This window comes from Citromicrobium bathyomarinum (assembly GCF_021021475.1).
GTDB classification, from domain to species: domain Bacteria; phylum Pseudomonadota; class Alphaproteobacteria; order Sphingomonadales; family Sphingomonadaceae; genus Alteriqipengyuania; species Alteriqipengyuania bathyomarina.
Window position 1 is genome coordinate 212,935 of record NZ_JAINWL010000001.1, and the last position, 16,285, is coordinate 229,219.

The following is a 16,285-nucleotide window of genomic DNA, read 5'->3' on the forward strand; positions in this document are numbered from 1 at the left end:
TATCCCACTCCCCGGGCCGATATCCGCCAATCAGACGAGCGCTGACGCCTCGGGTCTATTCGCGGAATGCACGGTCTCTCAGCCGCGTGATCGGGGTAAGGATATAGGACAGAACCGATCGCTTGTCGCCGAGTAAGTTTACGGAGGCAGTCATACCCGCAGTCAACGGCTGCTCGCGCCCCGTCTTCTCGCGTAGCTCGTCGAGATCGGCACGCAGCTGCACCGCGTAGAAACTCTCGCCCGTACGCTCGTTGACGGTGGCGTCCGGAGAGATCGAGATCACCTCTCCGTGGATCGAGCCGTATACCGCTGAATCATAGGCGCTGATGTCGATCGTCGCACGCTGGCCGAGCCGCACGGAGGCAATGTCCTGCGGTGCCACGCTCGCCTCGATCGCGAGCTGTTCGCTCGACGCGACGACCTCGACGATTTCCGCACCTGGCGCGACCGCCGCGCCGATCGTGGTCACCAGCACACGGTTGACCCGTCCGCGCACAGGCGATGTGATGGTCGAGCGTTCGACGCGGGCGACCAGCGCGGGCATCACCTCTTGCCGGCTCGCCAGTTCCGCCTGCGCGGTGGCGAGTTCGTCGCCCGCCTGTGCGCGCCACGAATTGCGCACCTGGGTCAGCCCGGCGCGCGCTTCGGACACCGCGTCGCGCGCCTGCGTGACCGCGGCCAGCGCCTGTTCTGCCTCGCTTTGCGCCATCGACGCCTGTGCTTCCGCCTGCTGCCCGGCGAGGCGCGGCTCGATGCCCTTCGCAACCAGCCCGGCGATCGTTTCCGCCTCGCTGCGGGCAAGCTGCGCCGCGGTGCGCCGCCCCGCCAGTGCCGCCTCGGCCTGCGTCACCGAGCGCTGCGCCTGGCCGATCCGTGCGCGCGCCACCGACTCGGCATCGGCCAGCTCTGCCAGCCGCGCGGCATGGAGCGATTGTTCGATCCGGATCTGGGCCGCGGTTTCGGGATTATCCGCCACCGGATAGACCGGCCGCCGCCCGGCGATCTCCGCCTCCAGCCGCGCGATCTTGGCGTTGAGCGCGTCCAGCGTTGCCTGCTTGCTTTGCAGATCGGACCCCGCTTCGGTCAGGTCGAGCAGGACCATCGGCTGCCCCTTGTCGACCAGGTCGCCGGTTTCGACCAGAATCTCCGAAACGATCCCGCCCTCCTGGTTGGAGACGACCTGCAACCGGCCCAGCGGGATGACGCGACCGGTGGCCCGCACGGTACGGTCGAGTTCGGTCACCGCAGCCCATGTCACCGCGGCGACGGTGAACAGCAGGATCATCACCAGCAGCAGGTTGGCCGCCCCACCCGGCCTGAACCGTTCGATCAGCGTTTCCAGCCCGCTCGGTTCCTGATCTTCAGGCGGCGCTGCGCCCACCTCGCGCACCTCGGGTCCGGGCGCAAAGGGGGACCGCAGCAGCTGTGCCGGCTCGGCTGCCGCGCGATTCTGGCCTGAGCCGTCTGCGGGAGGAGGAGTGGTATTCGCGTTCACGATGCGGATACCGTAGCCGACTTGGGCCGTTGCAGTTCTTTCAGGACAGCATCGCGCGGACCATCGACCGCGACCCGCCCGTTCTCGATCACCGCGACCCTGTTCACCAGCCGCAGCAGTGCGGGTCGGTGGGTGATGAGGATGAAGGTACGCCCTTTGATTTCCTGCTCCAGCCGGACGATCATCTCGTATTCGGTGGCATTGTCCATCGCGCTGGTCGGCTCGTCGAACACCAGCACCGGCGGCTTGCCCGCCAGCGCGCGGGCGATCGCGATCGACTGGCGCTGCCCGCCCGACAAGCTGTCGCCGCGATCGGCCAGCCGCAGATCGTAGCCATTCGCCATCCGGCCGAGGAAGTCGTGCGCGCCCGATACCTTGCACGCGCGCAGCACCTCTTCCATGTCGACCTCGGGCCGGCCCAGCGCGATATTCTCGCGCACGGTGCCGGTCAGCAGCGATGGGTCCTGCAGCACCACGCCGACATGGCGGCGCGCGGCCTTGGCATCGTACTGGCGCACGTCAGTGCCATCGACCAGCACGAGGCCTTCCTGCGGATCGTAGAGATTGAGCAGCAGCTTCGCGATGGTCGACTTGCCCGATCCCACGCGCCCCAGCAGCGCGATGTGGTCGCCCGGCTGGACCGTCAGCGACAGCCCGTCGAGCGTCTTTTCCGCAGCCCCAGGATAGGTGAAAGTGACATTGCGCAACTCCACCCTGCCATCCAGCCGGGCGGGCTGGAGCGCATCATCCCCGCCCGCCTCCGATTTCTGCTCCATCATCTCGTCGATCTGGCGATAGGCCAGCCGCGTGGTCGAGATGCGCGAGAGCAGCGAGGCGATCTGCGCCAGCGGCTGCATCGCTCGACCGCCGAGGATAGAGCACGCGATCAGCGCGCCCATCGTCATCTTGTCGTCCGCGATCTGGAACACGCCCACGATGACCACCCCGGCATAGGAGATGGTGTTGGCCGAGGCCGCGACGGTCACCGACATGGTCGAGATCAGGCGCTGGCGCGAGGAATAGTCGCCATGCATCTGGAGCGAGCGGAGCCAGCGTTCGGTCAGAAGACCGCCCGCACCCGCACTCTTGACCATTTCCAGCGAGCCGACCGTCTCGACCAGCACGGTCTGCTTGTCGAGCGCCTGGCCCAGCGAGCGCGCGGCGAGCCGGTCGAGCGCGGGGCTGGTGATCCAGCCCGCCGCGATCACGATCGGGATCAGCACCAGCGGCACGAACACCACCACCCCGCCGATCATCGCGATGATCACCAGCGTCAGCAGGATGAAAGGGATATCGACCAGCGCGGTCATCGTTGCCGAGGCGAAGAAATCGCGCAGCGTTTCCAGCTCACGCATCACCCCGGTGATCGCACCCGTCGAGCGGCGTTTGCCGTCGAGCCGCATGGTCAGCAGCTTGTCGAACACCTGCGCCCCGACTTTGGCATCGATATCGACGCCCGCGAAATCGATGAAATAGGCGCGCAGCACCCGCAGCACGAAATCGAACACGATCACTATGCCCAGGCCGATCGACAGCGCGAGCAGCGAATTGAACGCGTTGTTGGGCAGCACCCGGTCGTAGACCGTCATCGTGTAGAGCGAGGTGACGATCCCGAACAGGTTGATCATCGTCGCCGCCAGGCCGACCTTTATGTAGATCGCCTTGTTGGCCAGCATGGGCTCCATCAGCCAGCGCGCGAAACGCGGCTTGGGATCGGGGATCGCACTGTCGGTCATGGTGTGTCCGCGATCATCGCGCTGTCGATACCCAGTGCATCCTGAAGGCTACCGGTCCGGGCGAGAAAAACATAGCGCGCAACATCAAGCTCGGTGACGGTCTGCAGATAGCGCGTGGCGACATCGAAATAGTTCGACTCGGCGACCAGTACATCAAGCAATGCTGCGCGCGCCACCTGAAACCGCTCGAAAACAGCGCCCTTCGCGCGGCGACTGGACAGATAGCTCATCCGCACCGCCGCTTCGGCCTTTTCCAGCGCGGCCACGTCGGTCGCGGCAATTCGCGCATTGCGCAGCGCTTCGTCGCGCAGCCGGTCGAGCCGCGCCTGCGCCCCGGCCTGCCGTGCCTCGGCCTGGTCGGCGCGCTGCTTCTCACCACCGAACAGCCGGAAATTGAGGTTGACGGTGGCGCGAATGTCGTAGTCCCGCGTGCTCTCGATAATGTCGTAGCGCCCTGCATCGACCGACAGCGTCACCTTGGGCAGAATGTCGGCCCGGGCCGCCTTCGCCTCCCGCTCGGCAGCGCGCAGGCCCGCGCTGGCGGCGCGGACCTGGGGCAATGTGTCGAGCAGCGCGGCAGTCTGCCCACCCTCTGCGGTGACCGATCCGGCGAGCACGAAGGGCACCGGGGGGCGCCCCAGCCCAGGCGGCGCAGGGGTGCCGACCAGCTCGAAATAGGCGGCTTCGGCGGCGGCCAGCCCGCGCTCGAAATCGGCCTGCTGCGCCTCGGCCTGCGCGATGTAGCCATCGACCTGCGCCAGATCGACTTCGGAGGACACGCCTTCGCCGACCCGCTCGACCATCTTGGCGCGCAGGTCGTACAGGCTCGCGATGAAAGCGCTGCCCAGCTGCACCAGCGTGCGCCGGCCATGGACGTCGCTCTGGACGGAAACCGCGCGCAGGGCGGTCTGGTTGGCAGTGTCGTCGATCTGCGCGATGGCGACCTCGATGCGCGCATTGGCCGCCTCGATCCGCTGCACCGTCGCGCCGAAATCGAACAGGAGCTGGCTCGCGCGCAGCGTGGCATCAGTCCGCTTGGACGGACGCGAACGCTCGAGGAAGTTCTGCGGATCGTTGGAAAAATCGCGCGAGATCACGCGGAAGGAACTGACGCCGAGTTCGAGGGTCGGCGTCTCCTGCGTGCGCACCTCGTTGCGGCGCGCCTCCGCCTCGTCCCGCGCAGCCCGCGCCTCGCCCAGCGAACCGCTGCGCTCGATCGCGGAAAGCACCGCTGCGCGCAGTTCCTCAAGGTCCGATGCTTCGCGGGCAAAGGCAAGCACGGGATCGTCGGAATCGTCTGCAGCCGGCCCGACGATCGCGTCCTGCGCCGCTGCGGGCAGCGGTATGAACGCCACCAGCGCACAAGTCGCCAGCCACATGGCCGCGCCCCGCACCCTGCGGCACGTGCGTGGCGAATTGTCGCCCCGCCCTGCCTGGCGCCAGCGCACCCCTCGTCTCATTAACCGCTCCCGTCCGATGGAGGCCCTTGTTTCAATGGCATCCGTCGAGTGCGGACGAATACAGCACCCTACAGACCGGTAAACCCCCGGTGAGCCTACTTAGGTGAAGTGAGACCACCCCTGTGTGCGTTTGTGCGCACCGGTGAAGACGCACCTGACAGGCTAGCGATGCAGGTCAGAGCGCGCGCATCAGTCGCAGGAGCTTGGAAACCGGGCGCGGCACGCCGACCCGCCCGTCGAGCCACAGGCTGATCGTCGAACGGTCGACCCCGATCGCGGCGGCCAGCGCCGATTGCGTGGTGCATCCCAACGCCTCCATCGTCTCGCGCAGTTCCTCCGGATGCATCGACACGAGCATGGCGTCGCGTCCGCCCGTTAACTTCGCACCCGCAGCGATTTGTGCACTGCAATCGGGTCGTGTGAACATTTCACGCGGGTTTGGCGCTGCACTCATGCTCGATTTCCCCTTTTTTATCAGCCTTCTCGGCGCATTTACTCGACCGCTCATGAGCGATTGACGATCCACGCCCTGTTGTGCGATGCACCATAAATGACAAAGGAGTTACGTTTCAAGCAAGCTTTTTAGCTTTGTGAGAGCGGACACGAGGTTTTGTTGCGGAGGGAATCGATGAAGCTGATCATAGCAATCGTGAAACCGTTCAAGCTCGACGAGGTCGTCGAAGCTTTGACCGGTGTGGGGGTACAGGGATTGACCGTTACCGAAGCCAAGGGCTTCGGGCGACAGAAAGGCCACACGGAAGTCTATCGCGGGGCCGAATACTCGACCAGTTTCGTGCCCAAGGTGCGGATCGAAACCGTGGTCGACGACGCAGTCGCCCCCAAGGCGGTCGAAGCGATCTCCGCCGCTGCCAAGACCGACGCCATCGGCGACGGCAAGATCTTCACCATCGACGTTTCGTCCGCGCTGCGCATCCGCACCGGCGAAACCGACGACACCGCGCTTTGAGGGGGCCAGACATGATGGATAAGATAAAGTACTTTGCTGCAGCGGGGCTTACCGCGCTCGCTGCCTCTCCCGTCTTCGCGCTCGAAGCACCGGCACCGACCGGACCTGCGATGGCCGCGGCCGAGGCTGCCACGACCATCGCCAAGGGCGATACCGCTTTCATGATCATCGCCACCGTGCTGGTGATGCTCATGATCGTGCCCGGCCTTGCGCTGTTCTACGGCGGGCTCGCCCGGACCAAGAACATGGCCTCGGTCCTCACCCAGGTGCTCGGCGTCGCGTGCCTCGCGATGATTATCTGGGTCACCTACGGTTACTCGATGGCGTTCGGTGACACCGGCAACGCCTTCATCGCCGATTTCGGCAAGGTCTTCCTGAAAGGCGTCACCGCGGATTCCGGCGCGGCGACCTTCAGCGACGGCGTCGAGATCCCCGAATACATCTTCATCGCCTTCCAGATGACCTTCGCGGCCATCACCGCCGCGCTGGTCGTGGGCGGCACGATGGAGCGGGCCAAGTTCTCCACCATGATGGTGTTCACCGCCATCTGGCTGACGATCGTATACTTCCCGATCGCGCACATGGTGTGGGCGACCGGCGGTCTGATCTTCGAATGGGGCGCGCTCGACTTCGCGGGCGGCACCGTGGTTCACATCAACGCGGGCGTTTCCGCGCTGGTCGGCTGCCTGATCCTCGGCAAGCGTATCGGTTACCCGAAAGAGCCGATGCCGCCGCACTCGCTGACCATGACGCTGATCGGCACCGGCCTGCTGTGGGTTGGCTGGTTCGGCTTCAACGGCGGTTCCGAGCTGGAAGCCGATGGGGTCGCCTCGCTCGCAGTGCTCAACACCTTCGTGGCAACCGCTTCGGGCGTGCTCTTCTGGATGCTGGGCGAGAAGGTGACCGGCCACAAGGGCTCGCTGCTGGGCGGCTGCTCGGGCGCCATTGCAGGTCTGGTCGCGGTCACTCCTGCGGCGGGCAACAGCGGCCCGTTCGGCGCGATCCTGATCGGTGCCGCCGCCGCGCTGGTGTGTTTCTGGTTCGTCACCATGATCAAGCCCAAGCTGGGGCTGGACGATACCGCAGACGTGTTCGGCATCCACGGGATCGGCGGCATCGTCGGCTCGCTCGGCACCGCCTTCACCATGATGCCCGCGATCGGTGGACCGGGCGATGCGGAATACGACGCAGGTGCCCAGTTCATCATCCAGGCGATGGGTGTCGGCGTCGCGATCGGCTGGGCCGCTGTCGGCGCCGCGATCGCATGGTTCATCGCCAAACTGGTGACCGGCGGACGCGTCTCCGAAGAGAAGGAACGCGACGGCCTCGATCTCAGCGAACATGGCGAACGCGCCTATAATTACTGAGTGAGACTTAGGACCGGAGGGGTCCGCGATCCCGGCAAACCAGATCGGGACGCGGCCCCCACCGGATGAGGGGGGAGAGGGCGATTGTTCAAGGAGAAAAAGAAAATGCGTTTTTCCAGAATTGCCCCGGTGGCGCTGCTCGCCACCACGATGTTCGCCAGCCCAGCGCTGGCTCAGGACGAAGAGGCCGAAGCTGAGGAAAGCGGTCCGATCGAAATCAGCGCCAACGTCGCGCTGACCACCGACTACCGCTTCCGCGGCGTTTCCTTCAGCGGCGAAGACATCGCGATCCAGGGCGGTTTCGACGTCGCTCACGAGAGCGGTTTCTACGTCGGCGCATGGGCTTCCTCGCTCGAGGATAGCGCGCTGTACGGCAACTCGGAGCTGGACATCTATGCAGGGTGGTCGGGCGATGTCGCCACCGGGCTGAGCATCGATGCCGGTGTGCTCTACTATATCTATCCCAACGGCAACGACCTTGTCGGCGACAGCGACTACTTCGAACCCTACGCCTCGATCACTGCGGCGCTGGGTCCGGTCGAAGCAACCGTCGGCGCGGCCTACGCACCCGAACAGGGCAGCGCGCTGACCGACGACAATATCTACGTCTACGGCGATCTGGGCGCGGGCATTCCGGATACCCCGATCAGCCTCTCGGCGCATCTGGGCTATTCGGACGGCAGCCTGGACTACGGGTCGGGCGGCTATCTCGACTGGTCGCTGGGGGCGAGCGTGTCTTACGACATCCTCACCTTCGGAGTTGCCTATGTCGATACCGACCTGCCCGACATTGCGGGCCAGGATGGGGCCGTGGTGTTCACTCTGGCCGCGGCGTTCTGATCGGTTCGATCTGAATACGCAGACCACTTTGCAGGGGGCGTGTGCGGGACCGTGCGCGCCCCCTGTTCTGTGAGACGAGGGCAGCGCGGCCTGCACATTCAGGGCTGGCCGACCAGCAGCCCCCGCCCGATCACCTGCGCCTGAATTTCCGCAGAGCCTTCGAAGATATTGAGAATCCGCGCATCGCACAGCACCCGGCTGATCGGGTATTCCAGGGCATAGCCATTGCCGCCGTGGATCTGCACGCCGTTATCGGCAGCGGCCCACGCGACCCTTGCGGCGAGCAGCTTGGCCTGCCCCGCCTCGATATCGCAGCGCTTGCCCGCATCCTTGTGGCGCGCGGCGGAATAGGTCAGCTCTCGCGCCATCACCAATTCGGCGACCATCATCGCCAGCTTGTCCGCCACGCGGGGGAAGACGATCAGAGGCTTGCCAAACTGCCTGCGTTCCAGCGCATAACGCAGCGCGAGATCGAAGGCGTTCCACCCCACCCCGACTGCGCGCGCGGCAGTCTGGATCCGGGCGCTTTCGAAGGTTCGCATCAGCTGCTTGAAGCCGCGACCCTGCGCACCGCCGAGCAGACCGTCCGCAGCGACCGCGAACCCGTCGAACCCCAGCGCATATTCCTTCATCCCGCGATAGCCGAGCACCTCGATCTCGCTGCCCGAGAGCCCTTCGTCGGGAAAAGGATCGTCCTGCGTGCCGCGCGTCTTGTGTGCGAGCAGCATCGAGAGGCCGCCATAGCCGGGTGTGTCGGGATCGGTCCGGCACAGCACGGTCATCAGATCGGCGCGCGCGGCGTGGGTGATCCAGGTCTTCGCGCCGGTGATCTGCCAGCTACCGTCATCCTGCATGCGTGCGCGCGTCGCAACCGAAGCCAGGTCTGAGCCAGTATCGGGCTCCGTGAAGACGGCAGTGGGCAGGATCGATCCATCGGCAAGCCTGGGCAACAGCGCGGCCTTCTGCTCCGGCGTGCCGTTCTCTCCGATCAACTCGCCCGCGATTTCCGACCGGGTGCCGAGCGAGCCTGCGCATATCCACCCGCGCGACAGCTCTTCGGAGACGAGACACATCGCGGTTTTCCCAAGCCCGAGGCCGCCATATTCCTCCGCGATGCACACGCCGAAGACGCCCAGATCGGCCATCTGCTGAACCACCTCGATCGGGATCAGCGCATCCGCGAGGTGCCATTGATGCGCGTGCGGCGCGATCCTCTCGGCGGTAAAGGTACGGAACTGGTCGCGGATCATGTCGAGCGTTTCGTCGCCGAAAGCCTCATCGGGCAGCGTGCCCTCAGCAAGCAGCGCAGCCAGCTCGGCGCGAGTTTCAGCTGTGTTGCCGTGGGTCAGGAAATGCATGACCGCCGGTTCGGCGCGCATCGCGTCGGCAGCGGTGCCCGCGTCCAGATCGACCGGGCGCACGAACTCGCCCTGCCCCATCGGCAGGGCAGACGTCAGCTGGTGCAGATATTCGCCAAAGCCGATCCGCAGCGTCAGTTCCTCGATCGCACCGAAACGCCCAGCGCGCCGGGCCCGCGCGGCCCAGTCGGCAAGCGCCTCCAATGCAGCGAGCGTGGTTGCAGCCCATGCCAGACCGTGCACCCGGCGCTGCTCGCGCTCAACCAGCGATGGGTCGGGCGAGCCTTCCGGCGCGACGATCCCGGCGGTCGCAGCGCGCGCCGCTTCGATATAGCGCTGGCCTGCCGCACACGCCTCTCGCGAAAGGTCGATAATGTCGCTCACCCAACGATCCCCCGATCATGCAGCCGCGCAATCTCGCCGCTTCCAAGGCCGAGATGCTCGGCAAGAATCTGGTCGGTGTCGGCACCGATCGTGGGCGCGGGCTTAGCAGGCTCGCGCGGTACGGCGGGATCATACGCCGCCGCGCCGGGCGTCGGATAGGCTGCGCCACCGGCATGCTCGACCGTCGAGAAAACGGGATTGCCCGCCACCAGCCGCGCGTCCTGCGTCACCGCCTCGTGCAGGCTGCGATAGCGTGACCAGGTCACACCTGCGCGATCGAACCGCGCTTCCAGTTCGGAAGAGCTGAACCGGGCGCAGCCTTGTTCGATCACCGCATCGAGCTTGTCCCGATGCGTAAAGCGCGCGCCTTCATCCGCCGCGAAGTCGACGCCCAGCGCTCGCTCCAGCTGTATGATCTCATCGGCTATCTCCAGCGCGTCCACCATCCCTCGCCACTGCTTGGGCGTAATCGCGACGAGCATGAAACGCGCGCCATCGCTGGCGGAGAAATCGCGGCCGAAGGCACCGAACAGGTTGTTGCCCGTCTTCTCGCGATCATGCCCGAAAAGCATCACTTCGGCCACATTGCCCAGATGCGCGAGGCTGGTCGCGGCGATATCCGACAGCGCAACGCGCACTTCCCGCCCCTGGCCGCTCGCCTGCCGTTCCCGCTCGGCGGCGAGCAGTGCGAAGGCGGCGTAGGCTCCGGTGAGAAGATCCCACGCGGGCAGGACGTGATTGACCGGTCGATCGTCGTCCGGATGGCCTGTCATCAGCGGCAGTCCGACGGCGGCATTGACCGTGTAATCCACCGCAGGCGAGCCATCGGGCCAGCCCATCACGCGCAGGGTGATCTGGTCCGCGCGCAATGCCTGCAGCGCCTCGTGTGCGAAGAAGCCGTCGACCGGAAAATTGGTCACGAACAGGCCCTCCCCACCCGTGGCAATTCGCTGGGCAAGCTCGCGCCCCTCTGCGCTACGATAGTCGAGCGCGATCGACAGCTTGCCCTTGTTGAGACCCTGCCAATAGAGACTCTCCCCCTGAGGGCCGAGCGGCCAGCGGCGCGCGTCGGGCCCTCCGCCGATCTGGTCGATACGGATAACCCGCGCGCCCATCTGCGCGAGGTAAAGCGCACATGACGGGCCGGCGACGAAGGCCGCACCCTCGACCACGGTCATTCCAGCGAGCAGAGACATCATGCCCCGGCCCTATCGCGATCTGCGTGCGCCCGCCAGACCCGCATGTGGCGCGCACCACGAAATTGGAATGGCAGCCGGAATTCGCCGGGCGATCCTCCATTCTGACACTTTGCTATGTCCGTTTATATTTACACCCGAGTAGGGGTAGAGTATATCCGAGGCATGGAAAGCAACGTCGTCGGCAATCTGGATGTCGCCATCTTGTGCGTCATCGCCTTCGTGACCTTCTTTGTCGGTCTGGTCGTGTACCTGCGACGCGAGGACAAGCGAGAGGGATATCCTGTCGAGGGATCGGGCTTCATGGGCCGCACGTACTCCGCAGAAGGCTTTCCGGCAGTGCCCAGGCCCAAGCTTTTCTACCGCCCGCATGGCCGCGGCGTGGCGCAGGCCCCGCGGGTGGAGGAACCGGAAACGGTCCGCCCCGGGCAGACGCTGCCGCCGATGGCCTTCCCGCTCGATCCCGGGCCCGACCCGCTCGAAGAAGGGATCGGCGCTGCCGCCTATACGACCCTGCGCGAGGACGAGCCCGATCTCGACGTAGAAGGCGAACCCAAGCTGATTTCGCTCAACGATCACCCTGAATATTACATCCCGACCGGCGATCCCGACCCACGCGGCTGGGTTCTGATCTCCGCCGACGAGAAGATTGTCGGCAAGGTCCATGATCTGTGGTTCAACCGCGCCGAGTTCTTCCTGCGCTATTTCGAGGTCTCGATCGACGGAGCAGAGGGACGGCGGCTGATCCCATCCTTCTTCGCGGAGGCCCTGCCGCGCGACAGCGCCGTTCGGGCAACGACGCTGATCGCGCGCGATCTGCGGCGCGCGCCGATACGCGCCGACGACAGCTGCATCACCATGCGCGAGGAAGACCGGCTCAACGGTTTCTTTGCCGGTGGCCTCCGGTTCTCCACCGGTCACGGCCAGATACACGATCCCGTCTGATGGCAACGGTGATGCCTTTTGCGACGGCCACCAGTGGGACGCGCGAGACCGAGCTTTCGAGCAGTGACGATCCGAACGATCTGCCGATCGACATTGCTCTGGGCTTGCCCGGGCCGCTGCCCGATGGCGAGCAGATCCTGTGGCATGGAAAACCCGATCGCGCCGCGCTGGCACGCTACCTCTTTCGCTGGCCATGGCTGACCGGGTACTTCGCACTATTCGCCTTGCTGCCGATTGCCGCCACTGCCCGCGCTGGCGCCAGCGTCGCGCAGATCGCGTTCAGCCCGCTGCTGCTGTTGCCCGTCGCACTGCCCATCGCGGGCTTGGTACTGCTGTTCGCCTGGCTCATGTCGCGGACCACCACCTATGTCATCACCGACAGGCGGGTCGTCTTCCAGGTCGGCGTGGCCTTTACCCGTACGATCAACATTCCGCTGGCTCTGGTGACAGACGTATCCTCGCGGGAGCGCAAGCGCGGAATCGACATCGCGCTGACGCTGCGCCGGCCCAACAAGATCGCGTGGCTTGCCCTGTGGCCCCACGCGCGTAGCACGAAGTTGTCAGCACCGGTGCCGATGCTGCGCGCACTACCACCCGCAAGCCCGGCAGCAGCGATCCTTGCCGACGCAGTCAGGCGGGCGGGCGCAGGCGCTGTCCACGTTCCCCGCATTGAGCGAAGCCCCGTCGGGATAAACGCAAGGCCGGAGCATGTCTGAGATCACCGTTCCGCGCGGCGCGCTGATCGGTGCGGCGCTTCTGATCGGCTTTACCGTGACCGCGATCACCACCTCGCGGCATTACGATGTCGGACGACTGACCGTGCAGACGGCACAGGCAGGCGAACGCCGCATGCTGATCTTCGAGCCGCTTCCCAACGGCGAAATGATGGTTTTGAGCGAACGCCGGAAGCCGGTCGCGCATCTCGTGATCGAGGGAGACACCTTCGCGATGGCAGCCGTCCGCGCCCTCGCCATGCAGCGCGACGATCGGGAGTTCGCGCACGAGTTTCGCCTGCTCGTCCAGCGTGATGGTGCCGGGCATGTCGAGCTGGCCGATCCCGATACCGGGCGCACGGTTAAGCTTCAGGGCTTCGGCCAGGCGAGCGCCAGGGCCTTCGCCCGTTATCTCGACGCCGCCGACAGGCAGCACGCACCGGGCTGAGCGTGCCTGATCACTGTGGCTGGGCTCAGGTAACGACCCTTATCTCTCCAACCCGCTATACGCCCATGCCGTATTCGCGGCACTTGGCCGAGGGTTGGGCCGCTACTCGCCGTCCTGCTGCAAACCGGCGGGCGTTGGCGCGGGTTCGCTAATTTCGGCCTCGTACGGCTGTCGGGTTTCAAACGCCGTCTCCCGTGTGATCGCACTGCCCGAACCCGGACCCCGCAATCCCTCGTAACCGCGTGCCATTGGTGCCCCACCCAGCGGGCGCGACATGCCGTTATGGCAGGTGCCGCAATCGACCTTAGCGACGTCGCCGAGCGGACCGAGCCGATCGGCAGGAAACAGGTCATGCATCTGGACCAGGTAGTCGCGGTTGATCCCCCGCGTCATGCGGATGCCGTACCACGCGGTAATCCGCTTCGGCGTGCTCTGCGACCAGTCGGCGAAGGCGCGGCTGTTGTGGCAGAAGTTGCAATTGACCCCCAGCCCGTCGGACATCTGCATCATGAGAATGTAGATGTTCTCCAGATCGGCCAGATCGGTGACTTCACCGGATACGGAGCGCGCCTGTGCCCCCATGATCTGCTGATCGTCCAGCAGATAGTTTTCGAACGCAGCGCGCGGGAAGAAATCGCGCATGGTCTTGGCCGTTCTGTTCCACGGCGGGGGCTTACCGACGATACCACCCATCGGCGGCTTGGCCGCGACTGCCTTGAACCAGTGACGAGGCGGCACGCCCTGCCCGCGGTGGCAGGTGTAGCAGGTGACCCCGACATCGCCGATGTGCTTGGAATTCGCATTGATATCGCGGACCATCGTCAGCATCCGCCGGGCGACTTTCTTGGTGTACATGTCGTCCGCCGCGAAGCTCGCGTCAGGGTTGTGGCAATAGGCGCAGCCTTCCTCGGGCGCGACCCATTCGGTGATCGACAGCATCAGGTGATCGAATTGCGCAGCGTGCAGATCGCCCAATACCTGGACGTTCTCATACGCCTCTCCAGCGGATACTCCGCGTGCCTCGAACGGTTCGATCGATGCCGGGACGAGATTGAGCGGGTCGCTGCGGGTCCGTTCGGAGGTGAAGGTGTTCATCGCGATACCGCGCCAGCCCCATTCGCGCGATTCGATCGGATCCCAGGGCGCATCCCAGGTCGGCACCAGCAGGACGAACAGCAGCGTCGCGAATGCCGCAGCGAGCGCGAAGATGCCGAGGAGGCTAGACCGCGGGCGCTTTTCCAGAGGAGTCATTGGGATACCTCCGGCGAAGGAGCGGGCGCAGGTGCTGCGGACAGATCAAGCGAGGCGCTCGTTCCGCCGGTGGCCGCGCGAATCTGCTCTGCAATCTCGGGCGGAAGAGTCATGTCGGGATAGGTCGCAGGGTACTCGGGCGCGAGACCCCATTTGACGCCCCACAGATACCAGTTGTCGACCACGGTCCCGGTCAGCAGGATGCCGATCGCGCCCGAGAATGTCGTCAGGATGGCGAACCAGTAGGCCCAGCGATGGACGGACTCGAAGGTCGCGTTGAAGCCCATGGTCCAGCGCCAGAACAGCGCACCGCGCTCCGCCGCAGTGCCGCGATCGACGATTTCCTCCGTCTCCCGCTCGCCCCCGAAGCGCGACACTGCGAGGATCGTGCCGCCGTGCATCGCGAACAGCAGCACAGATCCGTACAGGAATACGATCGAGAAACAGTGGAACGGGTTGTAGTAGAAATTGCCGTAAAGGACGGAGAAAGAGGCGGTCCAGTTGAGGTGCGGGATGATCCCGAAAGGCGGTGCCTCGTGCCAAGATCCCATCAGCATCGGGCGAATGAAGCCGAGGCTGAGATAAAGGAAAATCGCACTGGCGAAGGCCCACGCGACATGCGTGCTCATCCCCAGTGCCTTGGCGCGCAGGTACATCCGGCACCACCACAGCAGGATCGAGGCGGTCAGGAAGAAGCCCGCCCAGATCCACCAGCCGCCTTCGGTCAGCGGAACGAAGGGGGTGAAGCCCCACTTCGCCTCCGGCGGATCAAGCCGGTGCCACGCCATCCCTTCGATGAAGGCGACCGGGTTCCAGTGGACCGATGCCCAGAAGTTGAGGCCGATGATCTCGATCGCGATAAAGCCGCAGATCAGCGAGGCGATACCGCAGAATCCCAGATAGGTCGGGCCGATCTGCGGGTCGCCGATCTTGCCGATCCATCGGTTGAGGACCGGCTTGATAATGCGCGGAGGCTCATGGCCCTTCAGCGGCAGCCCAGGGTCGTAAGGCCCGTGGATCTGGATCTGCGAATAGAGAGAGTGAAACGAAGCCATCAACCGAGTCCCCCCAGCCCCATGTCGTTCCAGAACGGCAGTTGCAGGTACCAGTCGTAGAAATAGGGCCAGCCGCTGACCCAGAACGGCCCGCTGATCAGGATGCAGATCGCACTCCAGAAGCCCGCATTGATCGCCGCGAACCAGCCGAGCCTGTGAATGCCTAGCGGCCCGATGGAATAGGCGATGGTGTCGCGGAAATACTGGTTCTCGTGCTGGCCGTGCTTGACCTCCTCACCATCGGGCGGATTGACAGCCGACAGGATGACGCCGCCATGCATTGCGAGCATCAGCGTGGTGCCGAAGAAGAACGTCACCGCCAGCATGTGCGCCGGGTTGTAATGGAAATGCAGGCCTTGGTAGCCGACGTTGGAGACCCAATCGAGATGGCTGAAAATGCCGTAGGGAAAGGCGTGGCCCCAGGCGCCCAGCATGATCGGTCGGAACACTTCGAGGCTGAGATAGGCGAAAATCGCGAAGGAAAACGCGATCGGGATATGGAAGCCCATGCCCAGCTTGCGGGATATTTCGACCTGCCGCAGCGCCCATGAAACAAACGCCCCGATCGCGCAGACGGTGATGATCTGCCACAGCCCGCCTTCGCGTAAGGGGGCTAGGCCAAGACCATACTCGATCGCGGGCGGCGCGATGTCGATCTGCCAGATATTCCACGTGCCACCGATAGCCGCACCATAGACGATCAAACTGGTGCCGAGCAGCGCGAAGAACGCGGTCGTGACACCGAAGAAGCCGACGTAGAACGGCCCGACCCAGAAGTCGAAGAGATCGCCGCCAACCAGCGTGCCCCCCGCGACGCGATATTTCCGCTCGAAACTGAGCATCGACACGGCACGACCCCTCGGCAAATGTACAACATATAAGACACAATATAGTGTCCATTTACATTTACGTCGCACAATATCACGAGCGCCGCAAGGTGAAAGCATCCGGGCCACCGGACAGATGCTCGCCCCTTCCTCGCCGCCGAAGGCGAACCCAGCGACAGAGCGTCACCGGATGTCCGAATGACGATGCGATGGGTTATTGCGACCGGCCGGGCAGTGTCTGCC

The 16,285-nt window shown here is 64.9% G+C and carries 15 protein-coding genes; 6 read left to right on the plus strand and 9 right to left on the minus strand.

The genetic code is table 11. The features are described from left to right. Positions 1-55: 55 nt before the first annotated feature. From K7H93_RS01135 to K7H93_RS01150, 4 genes are all read right to left on the minus strand, one after another. Positions 56-1,495 carry an HlyD family type I secretion periplasmic adaptor subunit gene (locus K7H93_RS01135; RefSeq protein WP_230782016.1) on the minus strand — a complete coding sequence of 480 codons (1,440 nt, stop codon included), beginning with the start codon at positions 1,493-1,495 and terminating at the stop codon, positions 56-58. After that, a complete protein-coding gene (locus K7H93_RS01140) occupies positions 1,492-3,231 on the minus strand; it encodes a type I secretion system permease/ATPase (RefSeq protein ID WP_230782017.1) in 1,740 nt (579 codons plus the stop codon). Before K7H93_RS01140 ends, K7H93_RS01135 begins: the two co-directional genes overlap by 4 nt. Next, positions 3,228-4,610: a TolC family protein gene (locus tag K7H93_RS01145; protein WP_230782018.1), complete on the minus strand. Its 1,383-nt coding sequence runs from the start codon at positions 4,608-4,610 to the stop codon at positions 3,228-3,230. Before K7H93_RS01145 ends, K7H93_RS01140 begins: the two co-directional genes overlap by 4 nt. A gap of 256 nt (positions 4,611-4,866) precedes the next feature. Continuing rightward, positions 4,867-5,049, minus strand: a complete 183-nt coding sequence (locus K7H93_RS01150) for a helix-turn-helix domain-containing protein (protein WP_054524035.1) — start codon at positions 5,047-5,049, stop codon at positions 4,867-4,869. 270 nt (positions 5,050-5,319) lie between these two features. Here K7H93_RS01150 and K7H93_RS01155 point away from each other — a divergent pair, with 270 nt between their 5' ends. The 3 genes from K7H93_RS01155 (at position 5,320) to K7H93_RS01165 (ending at position 7,865) form a co-directional block, all read left to right on the plus strand. Then, the gene (locus K7H93_RS01155; RefSeq protein WP_010237152.1) at positions 5,320-5,658 is read left to right on the plus strand and encodes a P-II family nitrogen regulator; all 339 of its coding nucleotides are present in this window, start codon (positions 5,320-5,322) and stop codon (positions 5,656-5,658) included. A gap of 11 nt (positions 5,659-5,669) precedes the next feature. Beyond that, complete coding sequence (locus K7H93_RS01160; RefSeq protein WP_054524034.1) at positions 5,670-7,025, plus strand: ammonium transporter; 1,356 nt, start codon at positions 5,670-5,672, stop codon at positions 7,023-7,025. A gap of 105 nt (positions 7,026-7,130) precedes the next feature. After that, positions 7,131-7,865, plus strand: coding sequence for a TorF family putative porin (locus K7H93_RS01165; protein ID WP_054524033.1), 735 nt, complete (start codon positions 7,131-7,133; stop codon positions 7,863-7,865). Positions 7,866-7,963: 98 nt separating this feature from the next. Here K7H93_RS01165 and K7H93_RS01170 read toward each other — a convergent pair whose 3' ends face one another. After that, on the minus strand, positions 7,964-9,607 hold the full coding sequence (locus K7H93_RS01170; protein ID WP_230782019.1) for an acyl-CoA dehydrogenase family protein: 1,644 nt from the start codon (positions 9,605-9,607) through the stop codon (positions 7,964-7,966). Beyond that, entirely contained in the window at positions 9,604-10,806 is a 1,203-nt protein-coding gene (locus K7H93_RS01175; RefSeq protein WP_230782020.1) for a CoA transferase, read from the minus strand. The genes K7H93_RS01170 and K7H93_RS01175 overlap by 4 nt, the downstream gene beginning before the upstream one ends. A 162-nt stretch (positions 10,807-10,968) precedes the next feature. On the opposite strand from K7H93_RS01175, the gene puhA reads away from it, so the two are divergent. From puhA to puhC, 3 genes are read left to right on the plus strand one after another with little or no spacing between them, the layout of a single operon-like run. Continuing rightward, entirely contained in the window at positions 10,969-11,748 is a 780-nt protein-coding gene (gene puhA / locus K7H93_RS01180; RefSeq protein ID WP_230782021.1) for a photosynthetic reaction center subunit H, read from the plus strand. An 11-nt stretch (positions 11,749-11,759) separates the two neighbouring features. Beyond that, positions 11,760-12,464: a photosynthetic complex putative assembly protein PuhB gene (puhB, locus tag K7H93_RS01185; protein ID WP_230782022.1), complete on the plus strand. Its 705-nt coding sequence runs from the start codon at positions 11,760-11,762 to the stop codon at positions 12,462-12,464. Next, complete coding sequence (gene puhC / locus K7H93_RS01190) at positions 12,457-12,909, plus strand: photosynthetic complex assembly protein PuhC (protein WP_230782024.1); 453 nt, start codon at positions 12,457-12,459, stop codon at positions 12,907-12,909. The genes puhB and puhC overlap by 8 nt, the downstream gene beginning before the upstream one ends. Before the next feature lie 102 nt (positions 12,910-13,011). Here puhC and pufC read toward each other — a convergent pair whose 3' ends face one another. From pufC to pufL, 3 genes are read right to left on the minus strand one after another with little or no spacing between them, the layout of a single operon-like run. After that, positions 13,012-14,160 (minus strand): photosynthetic reaction center cytochrome PufC, encoded by a 1,149-nt coding sequence (gene pufC / locus K7H93_RS01195; protein WP_230782026.1) that lies wholly within the window; start codon positions 14,158-14,160, stop codon positions 13,012-13,014. Beyond that, a complete protein-coding gene (gene pufM / locus K7H93_RS01200) occupies positions 14,157-15,215 on the minus strand; it encodes a photosynthetic reaction center subunit M (protein WP_230782027.1) in 1,059 nt (352 codons plus the stop codon). Before pufM ends, pufC begins: the two co-directional genes overlap by 4 nt. Further along, the gene (gene pufL / locus K7H93_RS01205; protein ID WP_230782029.1) at positions 15,215-16,063 is read right to left on the minus strand and encodes a photosynthetic reaction center subunit L; all 849 of its coding nucleotides are present in this window, start codon (positions 16,061-16,063) and stop codon (positions 15,215-15,217) included. Before pufL ends, pufM begins: the two co-directional genes overlap by 1 nt. Positions 16,064-16,285 lie beyond the last annotated feature (222 nt).